Consider the following 22,709-nt stretch of genomic DNA (forward strand, 5'->3'; position numbering starts at 1 on the left):
ACGGGAAACACATTTTATGCCTTCTAACAATGCTACCAACGCAATCAATGCACCGTCACCGCTGAACACAGGTTTTGAAGGGCGTTATAACAGAAGCTTATATAATAAGCGCCGCTGGGCCAATAAAGTGGGTCTAGGGTTTGCTATGGCGGCGATGGTTTTCGGTTTATTTTGGCTGTTTTGGATTTTGCTTACGCTTTTAGTGGAAGGCTTTCAGGGCATGGTGCAACTGCCTATCTTTACTGCTGATACACCGCCACCGATGAGTGCTGGCGGGTTACGCAACGCGATTGTCGGTTCAGTCATGTTAGCGTTTTCAGGATTGTTTATCGGGGCACCTATCGGACTGATGACAGGTATTTATTTATCTGAGTTTTCTCAAGGTAGCATGCTTGGTAAAGTCACGCGATTCTTAAATGATATTTTGTTATCGGCACCGTCTATTGTCATTGGTCTGTTTATTTATGCGCTCATGGTAAAAGGTCAAAGTTTCTCTGGTTGGGCGGGCGCATTGGCATTGGCATTGATTGTCATCCCTGTGGTCGTGCGTACGACTGAGAATATGCTGAATCTGGTTCCTAATAGCATTCGTGAGGCAGCCTATGCATTGGGCACACCCAAGTGGAAGATGGTGACGCAAGTAACGATCAAGGCTGCTAGAGCCGGACTTACGACTGGGGTGTTATTGGCCTTTGCGAGAATCACAGGTGAGACGGCACCATTGCTATTTACCGCGCTGAACAACCAGTATTTCAGCACTGATATGGGTCAACCTCTTGCCAACTTACCAAATACGATCTACCAGTTTGCGATGAGTCCTTATGACAACTGGCATACTTTAGCGTGGGCAGCGGCGCTCCTTATTACTACTTCTGTCTTGGTACTCAATATTTTGGCGAGATTTATTGGTAGTAGAGGTCAGGTCAAATAAAGCCTGATGTCAGATGACACAGCACGAAGATACCAAGATACCAAGCATTTACTCACACTTATACGAAATCAATTAAGCTAGGTTGGATAATATTATGAATGATGTCGCAAGCAAAACACGCACCAAAAGCACGGTTGATACATTCAATACGACAACTGGCAATTTATTGAATCGATCCATGTCTACGAGCACACAAATGCAGCAACCCGATATTGCCAGCCTGACCAAACAAACCCTTCATGATCTCCCGCAAAATATGCCGCCGGCAAAAATGCAGATTCGTGATTTAAATTTTTATTATGGTGATTTCCAAGCACTAAAAAATATCAATATCGATATCCCTGATAAAAAAGTAACCGCTTTTATTGGTCCATCAGGTTGTGGCAAATCCACGCTATTACGTACCTTTAATCGTATGTACGACTTGTATCCAGGTATGCGTGCCGAAGGCAGTATCAACCTTGATGGCAATAATATATTGGGTAAAGACGTCGATGTGAATTTGCTACGCGCCCAAGTCGGCATGGTCTTTCAAAAACCAACCCCATTCCCAATGTCGATTTATGACAATGTGGCCTTTGGTGTACGCCTCTACGAAAAGTTAAGCAAGGCTGAGCTAGACAATCGCGTGGAATGGGCACTCAAGAAATCTGCATTATGGCCAGAAGTAAAAGACAAACTAAAGGCTTCTGGATTGTCTTTATCAGGCGGACAGCAGCAGCGCTTATGTATCGCACGAAGTGTCGCGACCAAGCCTGAAGTATTACTACTCGATGAGCCGACATCCGCGTTAGATCCTATCTCGACGGGTGCGATCGAAGATTTGATCGAAGACCTAAAAAATGACTATACCATTGCTATCGTCACTCACAACATGCAACAAGCGGCGCGGGTGTCAGACTATACGGTCTATATGTATTTAGGCGATATGATTGAGATGGGTGAGACTGATCAAGTATTTACTAAGCCTGTTCAAAAAGCGACAGAAGACTATATTACAGGTCGTTATGGCTAACACTGAGCATTAATAAGTGAAAAATGCTCGATACGTTTGATAAGGTTTTGTGAGCTAATTCATTTAACCTAAAAATCTCATCGCGTTACTAATATATGTATTTCAGGGAATACCTCTTATGCAAAGTGATAAGCATATCTCTAAAAGTTTTGACCAAGATCTTGACGAAGCCATTCGGTTGTTTCTATACATGGGTGATAGGGCCGCGGACCAAGTGGCCCAAGCCATTCATGCGCTCATCGATAAAAATGAGACGTTGGCACAAGAGGTCATCGATTTAGATTTTGAGATAAATCGAATGGAAGTAGAGTTGGATGAGCATATTTTGTTATTGGTCGCAAAACGCCAGCCTGCCGCCAGTGATTTACGTTTGGTCATGTCCATCAGTAAAGGCGTGGTTGATTTAGAACGTATTGGTGATGAAGCCGTAAAAATTGCCCAAATGGCAAATAAAATCGCCGCGCAAGGTAAATTGTCGTACGGCTACTCAGAAGTACAGCACCTAAGTAATCAAGTTCGCCTCATGCTCCATAATGCGTTAGAGGCTTTTAGTCAGTCGAATGCCGAGCAAGCATTTGAGGTCATGCGTAATGACAATGTGGTCAACGATGAGTATCAATCGGCTATTCGCGCACTAATGACCTATATTATGGAAGATTCACGCCATGTCTCAAAAGTAATCAATATTATGTGGGTCTTGCGTGCACTTGAGCGTATTGGCGATCATGCACAGAATGTCGCCGAGCTGGTGATTAACTATAGTAGTGGTCAAGATGTTCGTCATTCTGACTATGCACTGGTCGAAAAAGCCGTACAAGAAGCCAATGACCGCATGGCGGCGCGCCAAGTCAATGTAACATCAGCCACAATGGCAGCTTCTGATTTCGGTGCGTCAGACAGTGATGATGAGTAGTAAAAACTATTCAGTTGGTATTTGAGTCAATCAAAAACGCGCTATATAAAATAGCGCGTTTTTGATTGACACCAGAAAGCAAGGTAAGGCTAGCTTTCAGGTGTCCAACCTTGCGCACGTTCATAGTCTTCATTGTCTAAAAACTTATCACGTTGTTCGGTTAAGAACTTTTTGGCGGCAGGATCCATCATGCTTAAATGGTTTTCGTTGATCAGCATGGTTTGGTGTTCGATCCATTCTTTCCAAGCTTTATCAGATACCGTTTCTTGCAGCTCTTGACCTTTCTTATTAGGGAAAGGTGGGTGTGGCATCTTTGGCAAATCTTGCTTATATTTACGGCAAAATACAGTATTGGCTTGAGGGTTAAAAGTCTCAGTCATAAGGCGTTCCTTATTATGTATGGGTCTTTATAAATATATTTTACATGACGTTACCTGCTTATGGTAACAAAAACACCCGCCTAAGTAGCGGGTGTTTTTCAATTATTAGAGTAATAAACTACTTGGTTATAAAGTCGCTTTTAGGCAAAAACTTTCAAACGAGCACGACCATTGATTACAGCCTTTTTCACTTGATTGGGTGCAGTACCACCTAAATGGTCACGGGCTGCTAATGAGCCTTCTAGCGTGAGATAATCAAATACATCATCACCGATAGCATCGCTAAACTGCTGTAGCTGTGCCAATGATAAATCGCTCAAATCAACGCCTTCTTTGATACCCAAAGCAACCGCATTACCAACCACTTCATGGGCGTCACGGAACGCAACACCTTGGCGTACCAGATAATCTGCAAGGTCAGTGGCAGTCGCGTAGCCTTTCATCGTGGCAGCACGCATGTTCTCTTTATTAGGCGTGATGTTAGGTAGCATATCACCGAAGGCCAATAAACAGCCGGTAAGGGTATCGACGCAATCAAAGAGTGGCTCTTTGTCTTCTTGATTGTCTTTGTTATAGGCCAGTGGCTGACTCTTCATCAGGCTAAGCAGGGTCATCAGTTGACCAAAGACACGTGCTGCTTTACCGCGTACCAATTCAGGCACATCAGGGTTTTTCTTTTGCGGCATGATAGATGAGCCAGTACAGAAGCGATCTGGAATCTGCACGAAGTTAAACTGCGCTGACATCCACAGAATAATCTCTTCACTCATACGTGACATGTGCATCATAAGGATAGAGGCGGCAGAGGTAAACTCAATAGCAAAATCACGGTCAGAAACGGCATCTAGTGAGTTTTGGCAGATACCTTCGAAACCAAGCAGTTCAGCAGTAATCGTACGATCGATTGGGAACGTTGTACCAGCTAGAGCCGCACTACCAAGTGGCATCTGATTAATACGGCGGCGCGCGTCGACCAAACGTTCAGTATCGCGATACAACATCTCAAACCATGCCATCACGTGATGGCCAAAGCTGACGGGCTGTGCCGTTTGCAAATGGGTAAAGCCTGGCATGATGGTATCGGTATGTTGATCAGCCAAATCCAGCAAGCCACTTTGCAAACGTACCAATAGGGCTATGATGTTATCCGTCTCTTCACGCAACCAAAGACGAATATCGGTAGCTACCTGATCGTTACGGCTACGACCAGTATGGAGTTTTTTACCAACCGCACCTATAATGTCAGTCAGACGTGATTCGACGTTCATGTGTACGTCTTCGAGCGCGATTGACCAGTTAAATTCACCGGCTTCAATCTCGCGCAACACTTGCTGCAGGCCATCGATGATAGTGGCCACTTCGTCAGCAGTCAGAATGTCACATTCTTTGAGCATGGTCGCATGAGCGATCGAGCCTTGGATATCGTGACGTGCAAAACGTTGGTCAAAGCCAACAGATGCGGTAAAGGCAGCAACGAAGCTGTCTGTCGCTTCACTAAAGCGACCGCCCCACATTTGCTGACCCTGACCGCTTGCAGGGCTATTACTTGTTGTAGAGGCATCTGTGCTAGAATCAGAGACAGATGCGGTTACATTTGATTCGGGATTACTAAGGTTTGAAGAATTGGCGTTCATATCGGTACAAGACAAGTCAAGAGAATAAGAACTCGAGTATAGCAAAGGATGAGGTAGCCTTGCTAGCGGAGCGCTTAGAGTTTTTTATGCCCAAGCTCATGGATGTCATGAAAGTTTGGCAGTGGCTGTTGTATGTCTTTTTTTGGTCGATATTCGTAACGGTGACGCATCGTTACGAGATCGCCACTTGGGCAGATTTTTTGATGCAACTCTCGAGCAGGTTACTCCAAAATATTTTGAGCATCATGCCATCGCTGTATATCATTGACTATCTGCGCCATATCTTTAAAAGTATGAGCATCCCTAAAGTTACAGTATATGTAGTCAGTATACTAATGACTACCTATGCCATTTCAATGACGCTAATCAGTCTTATTATGATTAATATGGGTTGGGTCGAGTACAATCATCAGACGTTCATTCCAGATATATTAATTGATACCGTGAGTGCCGGTGGTTTTGCCTTGATATTTTTGCTGTATTTCTTACGCCGCTATCGTGAGATGAATGCGCTTAAGCAGTCATTTGAGCACAAGTTGAGTGCCCAAAACGATATCATCAAAGCGCGTCTTTCCCCGCATTTTTTCTTTAATACCATTAACACGCTTGTGTCACTTATCGAATCCAACCCACCACGAGCTGCTGCCTTGCTACAGAACGTTTCCGCACTATTCCGTGCTAGCTTTAATGGGGCGCGCGAGATTAGCTTCGAAGAAGAGATCGCTCTATGTGAGCATTATTTGGCGATTGAAGCTAGCCGTTTGGCAGATAAGCTTGAGGTGACATGGGATCTACCTGACGAAGACATTATGTATGACATGGTTATCAATGCCTTAACCCTGCAGAGTATATTGGAACGAATGCTGCTAAATGTGGTTGAGATGACCACTGAAATTATTTGTATCAATATTAAAGTAACGTGGCAGCAGCATCAGGTTATGATTGTAATTGGTGTCGACCTTCCCAAAAGAACCTTAATCATTAATCATGATTTACGCCAAAACATGAGTTTTTATGTTCAAGCTGAGCGTTTACGTTCCTATTTCGGTCAAAGTGCTGATATTAAAAGCACAGTGACCAACACCCAAATTATTACTGTTATTGACTATCCGCTACAAGACGTCAGTCTATGATGATTTTTTCATTACTTATTTTTTATTTTTCTTATAAATAACCGTGGCATACATATTGCATCGTATATCTATATTATTGTTTTACTTTGTATTTAGTAGTGATTAAGAATCATTATTATTGATGGTGAATAAATAAACATGAAAAACGAGATACAAAAAATAGCCTCGTATTAAATTTATTATTAGCCCTGATTTATCGGTTATTATAGAATTTTTTATTTGTGGTTTTATTAAATATTTTTATGCTAAGCGAATGGTAATGAGTGATAGTATGTTTGTAATGTCTATTGAAAGTATTAAGTTTGTCCAGGGATGGGAGTTTGCATGCGTATTGTAGTTTGTGATGATGAACCGCTAGCGCGTGAGCGTTTGGTCCGAATTGTACAAGAGTCAGGTCATCAAGTGGTCGCTCAAGCAACAACAGGTAAAGAAGCCATTATGGCTGTTAAAACGCAGCAGCCAGATATCATATTGTTAGATATCCGTATGCCTGAAATGGATGGTGTACGCTGTGCTCAAGAGCTTTCGCAACTTGATCACCCACCAGCGATTATATTTGTCACGGCTTATGATCATTATGCAATTGCTGCTTTAAAAGCCAATGCGATTGGCTACTTATTGAAGCCTGCTAATAAAGATGAACTAGTAGAAGCGCTGAATAAAGCTAAAAATCTAAATGCTGCTCAGTTGAATGAAATTCGTAAGCTAGAAGATCCCACCGCACGGCCAGTACGCGAACATATTGCTGCTCGTACTCATCGAGGTGTAGAGCTTATTAAGCTTAAAGATATTTACTATTTTACGGCCGATCAAAAGTATGTCAAAGTACGCCACAAAGATGGCATTGTACTGATTGATGAAACGCTAAAAGAGCTTGAGCAAGAGTTTGAAGATCGGCTGTTTCGTGTGCATCGTAACGCAATTATCAATCTCAGCTTTTTAGATTACTTAGAAACGTTAGATGCAGGGCAGTATCAGATACGTTTCAAGGGTATTGATGAGACGCTAGCCGTTAGTCGTCGCCACTTGCCCGCACTACGTGACAAAATTCAAAGTATGTAACTTAAAACATGTGACTTAAAAAATGTAACTTGCTGTTTTAATAGCGAAATAATCATCCCATATCATCAAACCCTTATTTATGCTTAAATAGGGGTATTTTTTTGCGTCAGTATTCACTATAACAGGTGTATAGCGCTCGTTTTCTGAGGCAAGTTTCCACATTGTTTAGTACGGGTGTCATACTACAAAGATATTATGCCGTACAGATACGAGCAGCACTGACAGCACAGCCCAACATTACAGCACCAACATAATAATACCGAACTTATTGAGGCCTTTTATGAGCAATTCGCAGCAAACTGCATTGACCACTTTAAACATAGCCACACGTCAGAGTCCTTTAGCACTATGGCAAGCTGAGCATATTCGTGCTCGGTTATTAGAGATGTATCCTGAATTAACGATTAACTTGCTCAAAATTGTCACTAAGGGTGACAAGATATTAGACACACCGTTGGCCAAAATTGGCGGCAAAGGATTATTTGTCAAAGAGCTTGAGCAAGCGTTGTATGACAAGCAAGCGGATATTGCAGTCCATTCATTAAAGGATGTGCCGATGCAGCTGCCTGAAGGGTTGACGCTAGGTGTCTATTGTAAACGTGCTTCACCTACGGATGCTTTTGTTTCTAATACTTATAATAGTATTGATGAGTTGCCAAAAGGCGCAGTAGTGGGAACGTCTAGCTTGCGTCGTCAGTGTCAGATCAAAGCTTATCGCTCAGACTTACAGATCAAGACTTTGCGCGGTAATGTTGGTACTCGTTTGGGTAAGCTAGACGCGGGCGAGTATGATGCGATTATTTTAGCGACCAGTGGCTTGCAGCGCATTGAGCTGGATGAGCGTATACGCGGTGAGCTTGAAATTGATGCTTGCTTACCTGCAGTTGGACAAGGTGCGCTAGCAATTGAATGCCGTGAAGGTGACGATGAAGTATTAAAGCTACTAGCACCGCTTAATGATGATAAAGCCCGTATTCGCCTTATCGCAGAGCGAGCGCTAAACCGTCATCTAGAGGGTGGTTGCCAAGTGCCGATTGCGGCCTATGCTGTCTTGCAAATGGCTAGTGAAACAGATGGCAATAACGATGATAATGGCGATAACGGTAATAACGACAATGGCAATGTGTTGTGGCTCCGTGGTCGAGTAGGTCAAGCCGATGGTAGCCAGTTATTAAAGGCAGAAAAGCGTGTCACATTAGTCGGTACGCAAGAAGAGCAAGAAATACAGGCCAATCAACTTGGTATTGATGTAGCAAAATTACTGCTTGCTGATGGCGCTGGTGATATCTTATCAGCGATTTATCATCCTGAATAATACGTCAGTATTTTTATTGGCTTAGCCATAACACCTTTACTGTTTATTTTGATGGATGGTTAAGCCATCTTTATCAGTCTTTTGTCATGGTACGTCTATGTCATCGTCAATTTACGCCAAATCTGTGCATAAAGGTCAGGCAACGGATGCCCATCTGTTGCTAGCACAAGTCGTCATCAATACTCGCCCAGTAGAGCGGTCGACACCACTGACGCAGCACTTACAAGCGGCAGGGTTGAGTGTGGTTGAGATGCCAATGTTGGCGCTACAGTCGCGCCCAATGACTAATGATGACATGATATTGATGCAGAAATGGCTAGCAGGGGCTTATAAGGCACTTGTTATCGTTAGCCCAACGGCGGCCGCTGCAGGGTTAGCTGTCTGGCAAATGCTGGAGCATGAGAATCAAGTACAATATGACGAGAATGATCAAATAGATGCACCTTTAAAAGCACCAAGCCATATCATTGCTGTTGGTGAGGCGACGGCGGCTGTCTTAAGTAATAGCCTTGCTCATGAGTTAGAGTATCAGGTGCGACAGCCTGAAGTTGCCAATAACGAAGGTATGTTGGCGATGCTTGAGATTGAGAGTTTGCAGGCAGGTGATAAGCTGCTGGTATGGCGTGGACTAGGTGGACGACGACTATTAGTTGATGCATTACAGGCGCGCGGTGTCCATGTCGATAGCATTGCTTGGTATGAGCGAAAAATGCCTGTAGAGGCAAGCGCGCAATATGAGCAGTGGCTACAAGGTTTTCTAACAGAGCATTCTGTACAAGATATATCTCGATTAGAGCAGCTAAAGCCAATTGTAGTAGTCAGCAGTGGTGCTGCTTTTGAGCATTGGGAAACTATCGTTACCGCTGTGGCAGAGAAGGGCCTAGAACCAGCTGCGGATACAGTTCTTCGACCACTTGAGCTAGCAGATTTTGCGTATGTGGTACTAGGCGAGCGCTTAGCTAATATGGTTGCAGAGCAGCAACTATATTATTGGCGTGTGGAAGACTTGGCGCCAGAAACTATCCTCGCTGCGATCAGATCTAAACATTAATTTTTTGCATTCTTTATTCTAACTATATTTAAATCTACCAATAACGGCGTTGCCTTATGTCAATTAATTCTGAATCGTTACCTAAGGAACCTTCGGCTGTTCAACAACGCCGGCAAGCAAATATGTTGTTGGTGCGACTGCAATGGTTCGTTATTTTGTTGCTGGTTGCTGCGTTGTTTTGGCTTTATATCAGTCAACAGCGTTTTCAAAATAACGTCAATGATCGCTTACAAAGCAATGAGCAAATTACCAGTCGTCTTAACGAGATGGATGATCGCTTATTTTCGATGAGTCAACAGACATTACCGAAACCTAGTGCGACTGTTAGCAGTCAAGCTCAAAACCAGCTAGACTTATTACGTATTCAAATACAAGCCGCTGATAGGTTATTGGTAGATAATAATGATAATGCAGCGATTGAGTTGCTGAGAGGGTTACATTGGCAGCTTTCACAAAGTAGTAATGAGGTTGCACCAGCGCTGACCATCGTTATTAAACAAAGCTTGATGAAAGATATCGAGCGTCTACAAGCCAGAAGCTCGCAACCCAGTCCTTGGCAGCTACAAAACTTAGCCATCCAAAACATTCAAGATTTTTTGCACAGTCATGAGCGTGCGACTAGTACGGCGACTCCGACGAAAACCACCGATAATAATGCAGGTCTAACACGTAGACAGCTCGTGATTCATGAAGTCATCATGACATTGAATCTAGCAAATCAAGCCAGTAATATGCGTGAGCAAGATCAATTTATCAGCTATTTGACGCAAGCGCGAAAGCAATTGCAGAGTCTAGTACCCCAAAGTCTAGAGCCAAAAAATTCAGACAAGCCAGCATTGGCAAGTACAAAAAAAGCGGTCAACGAGACCAATGTACAGACCAAATCATCACCTGCGAATATTCCAGAAGTTATAGATTGGTTAGATCGATTAATTGCCAATGCACCAAAACCAACACCATTGTTGACGACACAGATTTTAGATCAACCAAAACGTTAATGTTCAACAGACCCTATTGTGCCAAAAATTTATTAATACAAAGAATAAGAGAAATGACATTATGGACAGTTTGAACCAAGAATCACATTTGGCCTCTACTATCGCAGAAAACCATAATCCTGACGAATTGTCTCACTATCCAGTGATTCATCATCAACCCATTCATTGGGGTGAAATGGATGCCTTTAATCATTTAAACAATGTCGTTTATTATCGCTATGCTGAATCAGCGCGTATTGGGTATTTGCAGGCATTAGGGATGTTTGATGGCAGCATGATCACCGTATTGGCGCAATCCAGCTGTCAGTATTTACGTCCTGTGATTTATCCAGATACTTTATTATTGGGTGTGCGCTGTCAGCGCTTGGGTAGGACCAGCATCGTAATAGAGTACAGTTACTACAGTACGGCACAACAGGCAGTCGTTGCGACGGCTGAGGCAGTTGTGGTGCGTCTAGATAGTAGTGGAAAGGATAAATTACCATGGACAATCGAGGAGCGTGAACGGCTATTAGCACTAGAGGCAAAATTTGGCCATACGCCTGAGTACTAAAACTCAAAGAATTATTCTATATAAGTGAATGAGTTGAAAGAGTAAGTAAAATCATCAAACATAAAAAAGGCACGCTAACATTGGAGTAGCGTGCCTTTTTTAAGCTTAACTTTTCGACTCAATAATACAAACAAATATTAGTCTTGTTGCGGTGCTTGAACGAAGTCGACCACGTTTAATTCAAAACCCGATAGCGCATAAAACTTCATCGGTGATGACAATAGACGCATATCACGGACACCTAAGTGACGTAATATTTGTGCGCCAACACCAACGCTACGATACGGCTGTTGAGTGAGCGTTGATTGCGATTCATTGTCTGCGGCTTTATCTAACGCATCCCCTAAATCAACAGGTTGGTTACTACCAATCCAAACCAATACACCGCGATCTGAGGCGCTAATTTCTTTTAATGCCGCTTGTACGCTCCAGCCACTACGGCCAGTCATGTCATTTTTAGCCGCAAACAAATCACGTAATGGATGGAAACCATGAACACGTACCGTACTAACGCCTTCGCTGACATCGCCTTTGACTAACGCTAAATGAGTTTCATCAGCACCAAATTCACGGAAGCGATGCAAGGTGAACGTACCATGTTCAGTCTCAAAAGGATATGATTCTACTTCTTCTACTGTCTGTTCATTCGCAATACGATAGTTGATAAGATCAGCAATCGTACCTATTTTTAGATCATGTTCTTTTGCAAATATTTCTAGATCATCACGACGTGCCATCGTACCATCAGCATTGATGATTTCGACCAGCACAGATGCTGGCTCAAGACCTGCTAAGCGTGATAAATCACAACCTGCTTCGGTATGACCAGCGCGATGCAATACGCCACCATCTTGCGCAATGATAGGAAAGATATGGCCAGGCTGTACAATATCTTCAGCTTTAGCAGTAGCAGACACCGCTGCTTGAATAGTACGGGCGCGATCGGCAGCAGAAATACCAGTCGTAACGCCTTCAGCCGCTTCGATTGATACAGTAAAGTTGGTGCTGAATTTCGCTTCGTTGCGCTCAGACATCAGTGGTAAAGACAGCTGATGTGCACGAGCTTGTGAGATAGTCAAACAGACTAAGCCACGCGCATGGGTAATCATAAAGTTAATATCTTCAGGGCGCACATGGGTCGCTGCCATGATGATATCACCTTCGTTTTCACGGTCTTCATCATCCATCAAGACGACCATTTTACCAGCACGAATGTCTTCGATAATCTCAGGGATCGTATTTAAACTCATAGTAAATCTCAATATTTTATTATTTATAGATAGGTGTGATTTGGAATATAGATCATTATCTGCCTATTGTAGCAGCAGATGATACAAAGCGCTGTTACGGTCAAGCAAAGCGCTGTTACGGTCAAGCAAAGCGCGCTATAAGCAATATCATTTTATATAAAGGTGACTTACTTAATTGCTTGTATAGTTCATTATGAGGTTATTTTAACGCTTTTCAGCGCAATGTGCTGTGTCATCTTCCCACTATATCGTTCAGTATGTCAAAAATCGTTATAAGTATTATCAATGACTGCTACTATTTATGCATTAAAGCGTACATTAGATAATGAACCGAGCCGTGTCATGCAGGGTTAGTCATTACTTGCTGCTTGGGTTTTTAGCCAGTCCATAAATTGCTTGCTGTGTTGTTCGCGCTGATTGTCTGCAAATTCATAAAAGCGTGTGCCGATTAAATTTTCTGGTAAATAAGACTGCGGATAATAATGGTTGGGATAATCGTGCGGGTAGGCGTAACCTTGACCGTATCCCTGACTGCGCATCAGTTTGGTCACACCATTGCGTAGATGTAGCGGCACTGGGGAGGCATCTTTTTCTGCCAACGCCATCGCAGCATTGATCCCTTTATACGTGCTATTACTTTTGGCACTGGTCGCCAGATAAACCACCACTTGACCCAAAATAATACGTGCTTCTGGCATACCAATAGATTGCACACTACGCAATGCTGCATCAGCTAGGAGTAAAGCATTGGGGTTGGCATTGCCGATATCTTCGCTGGCTAAGATGACCAATCGGCGCGCGATGAAGTCCGCAGGCTCACCGCCCACTAGCATCCGAGCCATCCAATACAGTGCTGCATCAGGGTCAGAGCCCCGCACTGACTTTATCATTGCTGAGACGATATCGTAATGCTGCTCACCATCTTTATCGTAGCGGATCAGTGCAGTCTGTGCTACCCGACTGACCAATGCATCATCGACGATAATCGGTGATTGCTTAGAGTCAGCCGTTTGAATAGCAAGCTCTAATAAATTTAATGCTTTTCTAGCATCACCATGTGCCAGTTGGCTGATAGTGTCTTTTGCTTGCAAGTCGACAGTCAGTTCTTTTAGCACGTTGTCTTCTGACAGCGCTCGCTGTAATACCACACTGATTTGCTCTGGTGTCAGAGGTTCTAGACGATACACTTGGCAACGTGAGAGTAGGGCATTGTTGACACTAAATGAGGGGTTTTCAGTCGTAGCACCAATCAAAGTGATATCGCCAGACTCTACCGCGCCCAGTAGTGCATCTTGCTGTGCCTTATTAAATCGGTGAATCTCATCGATGAACACCACAGGCGACTCGAATACCAGTGAGTCCTTATTGTCTAATACTTCGCGTAACTGTTTGACTCCAGTATTCAATGCAGAGAGTGCGTGAAAGGGTCGATTAACCGCATCAGCCAGTAGCATAGCAATGGTTGTTTTGCCGATACCTGCTTCCCCATGCAAAATAATCGATGGCAGGTGCCCTTGTTCTACTAACCTCCGCAGAGGTGCACCTGCTGCCAGTAAATGCTCTTGACCGATAATGGCATTAAGTGTGCTTGGGCGCATACGCTGAGCAAGCGGAGTATCAGCATGAAAACTAGGTGGCATAGGGCTTCTCTATTATCAATTTAAACGGCGATCAATTTGTCTGTCACAGCAATGGTGGATAAATTTTTATGGGTGCATCTAAACCGCTACACACCACGCTATATTTATCATTTTTATCGAAGCTAAACCTTTCTACCTGCTTGGCATGATTTTCGCATTGACGAATATCAGAGCTTAAATGAAAATTAGATATTAGCAATAAAAAAAGGCTAATTGAATCGACTATATTTGCTATGTGTCTACACGACAGGCTAACGCAATCTTATGTTAATGAAAGCTCGCTAAGTGTATCGCTTATGTCCCAGCTACTTTGGTTTTCAGACTTTATCCCTATTAACGGTTCAGTCATATTGATGAGCAGTATCAATATGCATGATTAACCAAGCATAATTTATTAGAAGTTGTCTATCAAGCATAGGGTATTACAGTGATGAAGTCTCAATCGATATTTAAGCGTTTGTTGAATCGATGTTTATATCGCAGCGCACAGCAAAAATCACGCTTACTCACTGTGAGCGAGGTGACGCTAGCACGTTCAGTATTCGGTGACAGCATTGACCTTGATGGCGTTCAGCTTAAGACTGCTTGGTGGGTGCTAAAAAATTATGCCGTTAGCCCTAATGGCAATATTTACTTTAATCCTGCAGATTGGATTACAGATTTTAGCGACGCTCCTTTAGGCAAGCAAAGCTGGTTGATACATGAGCTGACCCATGTCTGGCAGTTGCAGCAAGGTTTAAAGGTCGTGCGTGGTGCAGTTATCGATCGTCGTTATGATTATGTGATTGAGGTAGGGAAACCCTTTTTTAAGTATGGTATAGAGCAGCAAGCACGCATGGTACAGGATTACTTTATTCGTCATCGGCGCGGGCAAGACTGCCAAGCTTTGGAAGCCTGTATTCCATTTTTGGTCACAAGCTCTATCGACGAAACAAAAAATACAGATAGCTCGTTTATAATTTAATTTTCTTATAGAGATAAATAGTGACTATAGCTGATCCAATTTAAAAGTAGTACAAGGCAACCGAGTATAGATGTATGTGTAATACTTCAAGAAGGGTTAAAGCAGTGATACTTTTATGGTGGAATGACTATATGATAAGAATTAGTATAAAGCATGCTTTATGCTTTACAAGGTCACGATAACTCTGAGAAAAGTAAATTAGCAAAGGATTGCTACGATAACTATAGCTTTTAATATTTGTGCTTTAACAAGGATATTTACACTCATGTTTAAATTTTTGCCAGTAAAGCTCGCTCTGAGTGCCAGCCATAAAGCGAATAACCGTTCGGCTTATGATAATTCTCTTAATGAGAGTGTTCAGCCACGGCGCTCGTCCCCAACACTGCTAGCAGCAACACTGACCGGCATAATTTTATTGACAGGTTGTCAGCAGCAGTCAGATGTAGTCGACGCCAGTCAGACCAGTGATCCAGAAAACGCTCAAGACAGTGAGCCAATGGCACAAAGCGATGCGGCCGCTGCTCGTATAAAGCAGTTCCAGCCCATTTACGTCACACAGATGCAAGGGTTACAACGCCGCTTACAAGCAGAGTATGAATCACTGGAAGTTGCTGATACCTCAGAAAATGCAGACTCGCTACTCAATACTAATATCAAGACCGATAATACTAACGATATCATTGATAGTAGTGATAAAAATGTAGCTGATCTTACGTCTTCAGCCACCGTACCTACTAATTCGGTAGATACTACCGCTGTAGATAGCGATGTTGATGCTACGGCTGATATCAATACCAGTACAGAAGTAGGTGAGCGAGATTTAACTGTCTTAAAACGTATCAGTCTTGAGCCACGTAAACCTACTATGATGACCGAAGATCAAATCATTGACAGCTATCAACAAGCGATGGATGCCCTTTACCAACCTGTGACGTCTCCGCTTAATGCAGAAGATATCAATACTTTAATTAATATAGCGACGTTGGCACCACAATTGTTTGAAAGCGCAGAAATTGCTGGGAGAGTCAGTGCCAAGAGTCCAGCGCTGGCACGGTTGATAATCCAACATCAAGTTTGGGAGCAAATAGAAGCCCAGCAAGTCATTGATATGCAACAGATGAAAATTGATCAACAAAAAGAGTTTGAGTCGCTCATGTCTAAGTTTAACGAGACAATTGAAGGATACGATGAACAGATTGCCAAGTACGAGCAGACATTAGAATCGTTTAAATAAATGTTTTCAGCAATTAAGACAATTTCTAAGCAATAAAAAATCCCGCACAATGGCGGGATTTTTTATTGAGCAAAGATTATTGCTACTTATTTACGATCTTCAACTTTAACAAAATCGCGATGCGACTCGCCAGTGTATAACTGACGTGGACGACCGATTTTGAACGGTGCGCTGTGCATCTCTAACCAATGGCTGATCCAACCTGAAGTACGAGCCAATGCAAAGATTACGGTAAACATTGACGTTGGGATACCGATGGCTTTTAAGATAATACCAGAGTAAAAATCAACGTTTGGATACAGGTTACGCTCAACGAAGAACGGGTCTTCTAAAGCAATCTTTTCAAGCGCCATTGCCAATTCAAGCTTAGGATCGTTGATGCCAAGTGCAGCAAGTACTTCGTCACAAGTTTCTTTCATTACTTGTGCGCGTGGGTCAAAGTTTTTGTAAACACGGTGACCAAAGCCCATTAGCTTCACTTCACGGCTCTTCACTTTTTCCATGAATGCAGGTACGTTTTCAACTGAACCGATTTCGTCTAGCATCTCAAGAACAGCTTCGTTCGCGCCGCCATGTGATGGACCCCAAAGGGCGGCGATACCAGCAGCGATACACGCATAAGGGTTTGCACCAGTAGAGCCAGCCAAACGTACAGTAGACGTTGAAGCGTTTTGCTCATGGTCAGCATGCAAAGTAAAGATTTTGTCCATTGCGCGAGTGATGACGTCGTTGGTTTTATAATCAACATCAGCAGGCGTCGCAAACATCATGTACAAGAAGTTTTCTGCGTAGTTAAAGTCATTACGCGGATACATGAACGGTTCGCCTTGTGAGTATTTATAACTCATTGCAGCAAGCGTTGGCATTTTAGCAATCAAACGGATAGCAGTGATTTCACGATGGTCTTCGTTACTGACGTCTAGATTTTCATGATAGAACGCTGATAACGCACCAACGACACCGACCATAATGGCCATCGGATGCGCGTCACGGCGGAAACCTTCAAAGAACTTACGTAATTGGTCATGAACACCCGTATGTTTACGGATTTTTTCAAAGAAGTCTGCTTTTTGCTCAGCGTTTGGTAGGTCACCATGAATCAGTGCATAAGCAACTTCTAAGTATTCAGCGTTGTTTGCTAACTGATCGATAGGGTAGCCGCGGTGTAATAACTCGCCTTTGCCACCATCAATATAAGTAATCTTTGATTCCACAGGGGCTGTTACTTTAAAACCAGGGTCATAAGACCAAAAGCCTGAGTCTTGTAGAGCAGCAATATCGATAACTGGGCGCCCTAAAGTACCTTCGATGATAGGAAATTCGTACTCTTTACCATTTACGGTTAATTTGGCATTAGTGTCAGCCATAAATTGCTCTCCATTGTTTTAGCTTGTTAGAATAAAATTATTGCAGACGCATACCCTCGCGTCGTCGATTATTACAGGCACATACCCTTGCGCCATCATCAGTCAAATGCTCAAAATACATCTAACTCGTTTAATACGCAGAGTATATTAGCAGCAATTCCCTATGATTTGAAAAGACTTTTACTGTCAACACTGCCAATTAGTATGGTTTTGACGTGTTTATTCACTGTAATTTTTGTATCAAAATATGTCTGGTAAGCTATTTGTCTTTTAAACCGCTTCTTTATAGAAAGTAATGATTATCATTAACATTATAATATTAAAGTGTTTTTAGCAATATTATAAGTTTAACGGTTTAGTCATATTAACTATAAAACAGACAGAGTATGAACAAACGACCATTTGGTTTAGATTTATGGTTCGTTAGGGGTGGGTAATACTAATGAATTAATATTGCAAATAGCCAGCTTTTTGTTAATTAATCTCTAATAACCAATATTTAGGGGATAAATTTGTAATTAGCGCCCAGTCATTTTATAATTAGAGGGATTTAACTGGCACTAGCTTTGCGCATATTGAGCGATCATCTTAATGGAATAATCAGTGAAGCTTTGCTTTACTCATATTTTGTTACGATTGGACGACCAGTTTATAGACCAAAACCTAGCTTATCGTTTGAATATTCTTGTTAACTGTTCTATTTTTAGATAGCCAACAGTGAAGTTTACCTTAATAAATTGATCGTATAGAGATGACACAATGGCGTTATCTTTTTTTGTTAATGGGAATCAGTAAAAATAGAATAGTTAATCGATTGATCCCATGCTTCGTACTTATTGTCATAACTTAAGTAGAAGGCTCGTTAATAAAAGGGTGTATCAGTTCAACGAGTCAGGTTCGACCGTCTATAATGATCGTATAAGACATATTCGCCTTTTAACTTTAGCGCAAATTAAACTACGTCAGCTAGCCCTTCCTTACTTTATTCGTCTCATGTGTTGCTCGTCGCTGCTGTATAGCATTTATACAAAGCGTGGATAGCAGATACAGGAGTATAACCGCAAAAAGGATGCCCGCTGTGAAAAGCAACCGACCTATTGATCTGCCTTTAAGCCAAGTGATTAGCGTTAATCGCTCACCGATTGCAATTGCCTCAATTTTGCATCGTATATCTGGCATTATTTTATTCTTACTTATTCCTGTCATGTTGTGGTTGTTACAGAATTCTTTGGCATCGCCTGAGAGTTTTGCAACCGTATTTGACAACGTACTCGTGCGCTTTTTGGCATGGATATTTGTTGCCGCGATCGCTTATCACTTTGTGATGGGCATCAAGCACTTATTTGCTGATATGGGCATGAACGAAGAGCTAAAATCTGGACGTGCCGCTTCTAAGGTCAGTTTTGTGATCGCAGCGATTCTAATTGTCGCGTCATTTGTATGGGTGATGTTCTAATGATTAAAAACGATTCAGGAATAAAAAGTGCTACTGGTCTGACCGGCTCAGGCTCACGTGATTGGATTATCCAGCGTATCAGCGCTGTTGTTTTAGCCGTTTATAGTGTGGTGTTGCTGGGTTTCTTTTTGACCCATGGCGACGTCACTTATCTTGAGTGGTCATCATTTATGACTAGCCTGCCTATGCGCTTGTTTAGCTTAGTAGCAGTACTTGCGCTAGCAGGTCATGCTTGGGTTGGAATGTGGACAGTCTTTACTGACTATATTACTACTGGCAAACTAGGCTCAAGCGCAGCAGGTTTACGTTTAGTCCTACAGTCATTGATGATTATCGCTATTTTAGTATTTCTATTTTGGGGTATCATGATTTTTTGGGGTAGTGGCTTCAGTGTTGTTGCCGTTTAACCAATAATTTATACCTTTACTATCTATAAATAATAACGGATGCACTCAGCAGCATTATTGGCTGCTGAATGACTCCAAAGCCGTCCGTTATAGCCGATAATAGTCATAGCATTGGGCAATTTCTGACTTGAGCAGTCATTTAAAGATAACTGAGTCAAATTGAAAGTAAACGAAATTAGCCCAATATAACGATAGATATGCAAATTAAGTGGTTAAAGGTTGTTCGCGTCACCGTCTTAAATAATTGTGTTCAATGGCCGAATAAATATGACATTTGGCCCTGCAATGAGATGACGCTTGATACAGCTTTTTTATTTAATTCTAAGCATTAACAGGCATTAGGAAAACCGTAATGGCAACTAGACAAGATAATACCATTAGTAATATTAAGACCCTAAACTACGATGCAGTCATCGTCGGTGGTGGCGGCTCAGGTATGCGTGCTTCACTACATTTGGCTGAAGCAGGTATGAAGGTTGCAGTTCTTACCAAAGTATTCCCAACGCGTTCGCACACGGTTGCGGCTCAGGGCGGTATCGGTGCAAGCTTGGGTAACATGAGTAACGATAACTGGCACTTTCACTTTTATGACACCGTTAAAGGGTCAGATTGGTTAGGTGATCAAGACGCTATCGAATATATGTGCCGTGAAGCGCCAAAAGTCGTCTATGAGCTTGAGCACATGGGCATGCCGTTTGACCGTAACGAAGATGGCACGATTTATCAGCGTCCGTTTGGTGGTCATACCTCTAACTATGGCGAAAAAGCCGTTCAACGTGCTTGTGCTGCTGCTGACCGTACAGGTCACGCACTGCTACATACGCTATATCAGAAAAACCTTGAGCAAGGTACTGAGTTCTTCATCGAGTGGATTGCACTTGATTTGATTAAAGATGAAGCTGGCAACATCAACGGCGTCATCGCACTTGAGCAAGAAACCGGTACTATTGCCGTATTCCAGTCGCCGATTACTGTCCTAGCGACAGGTGGTGCAGGCCGTATCTTTGCGGCTTCCACCAATGCTTATATCAATACTGGTGACGGTATTGGTATGGCGGTACGTGCAGGTATTCCATTACAAGACATGGAGTTCTGGCAGTTCCACCCAACGGGCGTTCATGGTGCAGGCGTACTATTGACCGAAGGTTGCCGTGGAGAGGGCGCTATCTTACGTAACAAAGATGGCGAAGCATTCATGGAGCGTTACGCGCCAACCGTAAAAGACTTGGCACCACGTGATCTCGTATCACGCTCTATGGACCAAGAAATCAAAGAAGGCCGTGGTTGTGGTCCTAATGCTGACCATATCGTAATGGATATGACGCATCTAGGTGTTGAAACCATTATGAAGCGTCTACCATCAGTATTTGAGATTGGTAAAAACTTTGCCAACGTAGATATCACTAAAGAGCCTATTCCAGTTATCCCAACCATTCATTATATGATGGGCGGTATTCCAACCACTATTCATGGTCAAGTGGTGACACCTGATTTAGAAGCAGGTACGGACGAAGAAGGTCAATACACACAAGGCAACGTCGTTAAAGGTCTTTATGCCATCGGCGAATGTGCTTGTGTGAGTGTTCATGGTGCCAATCGTCTAGGTACGAACTCACTACTTGATCTATTGGTATTTGGCCGTGCTGCTGGTAAGCATATCGTTGATGAATTCCATCATGCTGACCATAATTACAAGCCACTTGATCCTCGTGTACTTGATTACACTATGCGTCGTTTGGACAAGCTGCAACAGTCTACTGAAGGGTACAATGCTCAAGAAGTGGCTGACGAGATTCGCAGCACCATGCAATTACATGCCAGTGTATTCCGTACTCAAGCAATGATGGACGAAGGCGTTGAGAAAATTTTAGCGCTAGGCGACAAAATCGACCAAATTCATTTGGCTGATAAATCACAAGTCTTTAATACTGCGCGTATTGAAGCTTTTGAAGTTGCCAACTTGTACGAAGTGGCCAAAGCGACAATGATATCAGCGGCTATGCGCCATGAAAGCCGTGGTGCCCATAGTGTATCTGATTATGATCGTCCAGAAGATGATGAGCATGCACCAAATGGCCGCGATGACAAAAACTGGATGAAGCATACCTTATGGTATTCTGAAGGCAATAAAATTATTTATAAGCCAGTTCGCAAAGTCCCATTGACAGTTGATTATATCGAGCCAAAAGTTCGCGTCTATTAATCTTAGATGTTGCGCCTGATATACAGCAGCAGCGTTAATGTTTTATCCTTTATTAATTTATTAAAAAGGTGACCGCCAGCTACATGCACTTGCCAGCGCTAGCACACTATTAATCGGTATTTGATATCGTTTATCAGTACAGATTAATAGTTAGCGTCATCCTGTTGCAATCTTTGTATGCCCGCCATCACCTACGTGTGGAGTTTAGCATTATGAGCCGAGGTACTCGCACCATCGAAATCTATCGCTACGATCCTGATCTGGACGCAGCGCCACGCATGCAAACGTATACCATTGAGTTGTTAGACTCAGATCGTATGTTGCTTGACGTGTTATTACGCCTAAAAAAGGAAGATGAAACACTGACCTTCCGTCGCTCTTGCCGTGAAGGCATCTGTGGCTCTGATGGCATGAACATCAACGGCAAAAATGGTCTAGCATGTCTAATCAACATGAATACTTTGCCAGAAAAAGTAACGGTACGTCCGTTGCCTGGTCTTCCAGTTGTTCGTGATTTGGTCGTCGATATGAACCAATTCTACGAGCAATATGAAAAAGTACATCCGTACTTAATCAATGACCAACCAGCACCGCCAACAGAGCGTCTACAATCGCCTGAACAGCGTGAGAAGCTAAACGGTCTATACGAATGTATCCTATGTGCTTGCTGTTCAACCAGCTGCCCATCATTCTGGTGGAACCCTGATAAGTTCCTAGGTCCATCAGCATTACTGCACGCCTATCGCTTTGTCGCTGATAGCCGTGATGGTGATACTCAAGCACGTTTGGCTCGTCTAGATGATCCATTTAGCTTGTTCCGCTGCCGCGGTATCATGAACTGTGTGTCAGTTTGTCCAAAAGGCCTAAATCCAACCAAAGCAATTGGTCATCTGCGTAATATGTTGATTGACCAAGCAGGTTAATCGTTTATAATTGCATGGTTTTTTTGCAGATATAATACGAAAAACACCACCTAATATATTAGGTGGTGTTTTTTATGATTTAGACTCTGAGAGAGTTTGGCTTTTTCTTTAAATGCAAATAAGCTGTAGCGATAAGGAAAACGACCGACGATCAAAGGTAAGGCTGTGCTAACAATACGTTGGCCGTGTGTAAGAAAACATGATATATGCACAAGCAATCTATATAATTGGCAACAGTAAAAAGCATTCATCAAGAGATATTGGCTACGTTAAATGTTAG

Annotated in this window: 20 protein-coding genes; 15 read left to right on the forward strand and 5 right to left on the reverse strand. The window is 42.7% G+C overall.

Going from position 1 to position 22,709, the window contains the following annotated elements:
- Positions 1-16: 16 nt before the first annotated feature.
- From pstA to phoU, 3 genes are all read left to right on the forward strand, one after another.
- Complete coding sequence (gene pstA / locus I6E84_RS00875; protein WP_197215534.1) at positions 17-931, forward strand: phosphate ABC transporter permease PstA; 915 nt, start codon at positions 17-19, stop codon at positions 929-931.
- 256 nt (positions 932-1,187) lie between these two features.
- Positions 1,188-1,946, forward strand: a complete 759-nt coding sequence (pstB, locus tag I6E84_RS00880) for a phosphate ABC transporter ATP-binding protein PstB (RefSeq protein WP_227681276.1) — start codon at positions 1,188-1,190, stop codon at positions 1,944-1,946.
- A gap of 118 nt (positions 1,947-2,064) precedes the next feature.
- Positions 2,065-2,859, forward strand: coding sequence for a phosphate signaling complex protein PhoU (phoU, locus tag I6E84_RS00885; RefSeq protein ID WP_197215539.1), 795 nt, complete (start codon positions 2,065-2,067; stop codon positions 2,857-2,859).
- 89 nt (positions 2,860-2,948) lie between these two features.
- On the opposite strand, the gene I6E84_RS00890 is transcribed toward phoU, so the two are convergent.
- Entirely contained in the window at positions 2,949-3,239 is a 291-nt protein-coding gene (locus I6E84_RS00890) for an oxidative damage protection protein (protein ID WP_110922046.1), read from the reverse strand.
- A 140-nt stretch (positions 3,240-3,379) separates the two neighbouring features.
- Positions 3,380-4,753 carry an argininosuccinate lyase gene (gene argH, locus I6E84_RS00895; protein WP_197215956.1) on the reverse strand — a complete coding sequence of 458 codons (1,374 nt, stop codon included), beginning with the start codon at positions 4,751-4,753 and terminating at the stop codon, positions 3,380-3,382.
- 206 nt (positions 4,754-4,959) lie between these two features.
- Between argH and I6E84_RS00900 the strand changes: the two genes are divergently transcribed.
- The 6 genes from I6E84_RS00900 (at position 4,960) to I6E84_RS00925 (ending at position 10,985) form a co-directional block, all read left to right on the forward strand.
- Positions 4,960-6,006, forward strand: coding sequence for a histidine kinase (locus I6E84_RS00900; protein ID WP_227681254.1), 1,047 nt, complete (start codon positions 4,960-4,962; stop codon positions 6,004-6,006).
- Between the two features lie 324 nt (positions 6,007-6,330).
- Positions 6,331-7,068 (forward strand): LytR/AlgR family response regulator transcription factor, encoded by a 738-nt coding sequence (locus I6E84_RS00905; RefSeq protein ID WP_110922044.1) that lies wholly within the window; start codon positions 6,331-6,333, stop codon positions 7,066-7,068.
- A gap of 280 nt (positions 7,069-7,348) precedes the next feature.
- On the forward strand, positions 7,349-8,383 hold the full coding sequence (gene hemC / locus I6E84_RS00910) for a hydroxymethylbilane synthase (protein ID WP_197215543.1): 1,035 nt from the start codon (positions 7,349-7,351) through the stop codon (positions 8,381-8,383).
- 97 nt (positions 8,384-8,480) lie between these two features.
- Positions 8,481-9,434: a uroporphyrinogen-III synthase gene (locus I6E84_RS00915; RefSeq protein ID WP_197215545.1), complete on the forward strand. Its 954-nt coding sequence runs from the start codon at positions 8,481-8,483 to the stop codon at positions 9,432-9,434.
- Positions 9,435-9,490: 56 nt separating this feature from the next.
- Complete coding sequence (locus tag I6E84_RS00920) at positions 9,491-10,432, forward strand: hypothetical protein (RefSeq protein ID WP_197215547.1); 942 nt, start codon at positions 9,491-9,493, stop codon at positions 10,430-10,432.
- A 61-nt stretch (positions 10,433-10,493) separates the two neighbouring features.
- The gene (locus tag I6E84_RS00925; RefSeq protein ID WP_197215549.1) at positions 10,494-10,985 is read left to right on the forward strand and encodes an acyl-CoA thioesterase; all 492 of its coding nucleotides are present in this window, start codon (positions 10,494-10,496) and stop codon (positions 10,983-10,985) included.
- Between the two features lie 137 nt (positions 10,986-11,122).
- On the opposite strand, the gene ribBA is transcribed toward I6E84_RS00925, so the two are convergent.
- Complete coding sequence (gene ribBA, locus I6E84_RS00930; protein ID WP_110922039.1) at positions 11,123-12,235, reverse strand: bifunctional 3,4-dihydroxy-2-butanone-4-phosphate synthase/GTP cyclohydrolase II; 1,113 nt, start codon at positions 12,233-12,235, stop codon at positions 11,123-11,125.
- 350 nt (positions 12,236-12,585) lie between these two features.
- On the reverse strand, positions 12,586-13,875 hold the full coding sequence (locus I6E84_RS00935) for a replication-associated recombination protein A (RefSeq protein WP_197215551.1): 1,290 nt from the start codon (positions 13,873-13,875) through the stop codon (positions 12,586-12,588).
- A gap of 430 nt (positions 13,876-14,305) precedes the next feature.
- Here I6E84_RS00935 and I6E84_RS00940 point away from each other — a divergent pair, with 430 nt between their 5' ends.
- Together I6E84_RS00940 and I6E84_RS00945 are read left to right on the forward strand one after the other, a co-directional pair.
- Positions 14,306-14,839, forward strand: coding sequence for a type IV secretion protein Rhs (locus I6E84_RS00940; protein ID WP_227681277.1), 534 nt, complete (start codon positions 14,306-14,308; stop codon positions 14,837-14,839).
- Positions 14,840-15,104: 265 nt separating this feature from the next.
- Positions 15,105-16,073, forward strand: a complete 969-nt coding sequence (locus tag I6E84_RS00945) for a hypothetical protein (RefSeq protein WP_227681255.1) — start codon at positions 15,105-15,107, stop codon at positions 16,071-16,073.
- A gap of 86 nt (positions 16,074-16,159) precedes the next feature.
- Here I6E84_RS00945 and gltA read toward each other — a convergent pair whose 3' ends face one another.
- Positions 16,160-17,440, reverse strand: a complete 1,281-nt coding sequence (gene gltA, locus I6E84_RS00950; RefSeq protein WP_197215553.1) for a citrate synthase — start codon at positions 17,438-17,440, stop codon at positions 16,160-16,162.
- 1,069 nt (positions 17,441-18,509) lie between these two features.
- Here gltA and sdhC point away from each other — a divergent pair.
- The 4 genes from sdhC (at position 18,510) to I6E84_RS00970 (ending at position 22,429) form a co-directional block, all read left to right on the forward strand.
- On the forward strand, positions 18,510-18,896 hold the full coding sequence (gene sdhC, locus I6E84_RS00955) for a succinate dehydrogenase, cytochrome b556 subunit (RefSeq protein WP_110922035.1): 387 nt from the start codon (positions 18,510-18,512) through the stop codon (positions 18,894-18,896).
- A 20-nt stretch (positions 18,897-18,916) separates the two neighbouring features.
- Complete coding sequence (gene sdhD / locus I6E84_RS00960) at positions 18,917-19,303, forward strand: succinate dehydrogenase, hydrophobic membrane anchor protein (RefSeq protein WP_227686587.1); 387 nt, start codon at positions 18,917-18,919, stop codon at positions 19,301-19,303.
- Between the two features lie 352 nt (positions 19,304-19,655).
- Positions 19,656-21,506: a succinate dehydrogenase flavoprotein subunit gene (gene sdhA / locus I6E84_RS00965; RefSeq protein ID WP_110922034.1), complete on the forward strand. Its 1,851-nt coding sequence runs from the start codon at positions 19,656-19,658 to the stop codon at positions 21,504-21,506.
- Between the two features lie 212 nt (positions 21,507-21,718).
- On the forward strand, positions 21,719-22,429 hold the full coding sequence (locus tag I6E84_RS00970; protein ID WP_055123743.1) for a succinate dehydrogenase iron-sulfur subunit: 711 nt from the start codon (positions 21,719-21,721) through the stop codon (positions 22,427-22,429).
- The last annotated feature ends 280 nt before the right edge of the window (positions 22,430-22,709 follow it).

Source organism: Psychrobacter sp. SCQQ22, from assembly GCF_015864605.1.
In the GTDB taxonomy this organism is placed as follows: domain Bacteria; phylum Pseudomonadota; class Gammaproteobacteria; order Pseudomonadales; family Moraxellaceae; genus Psychrobacter; species Psychrobacter fozii.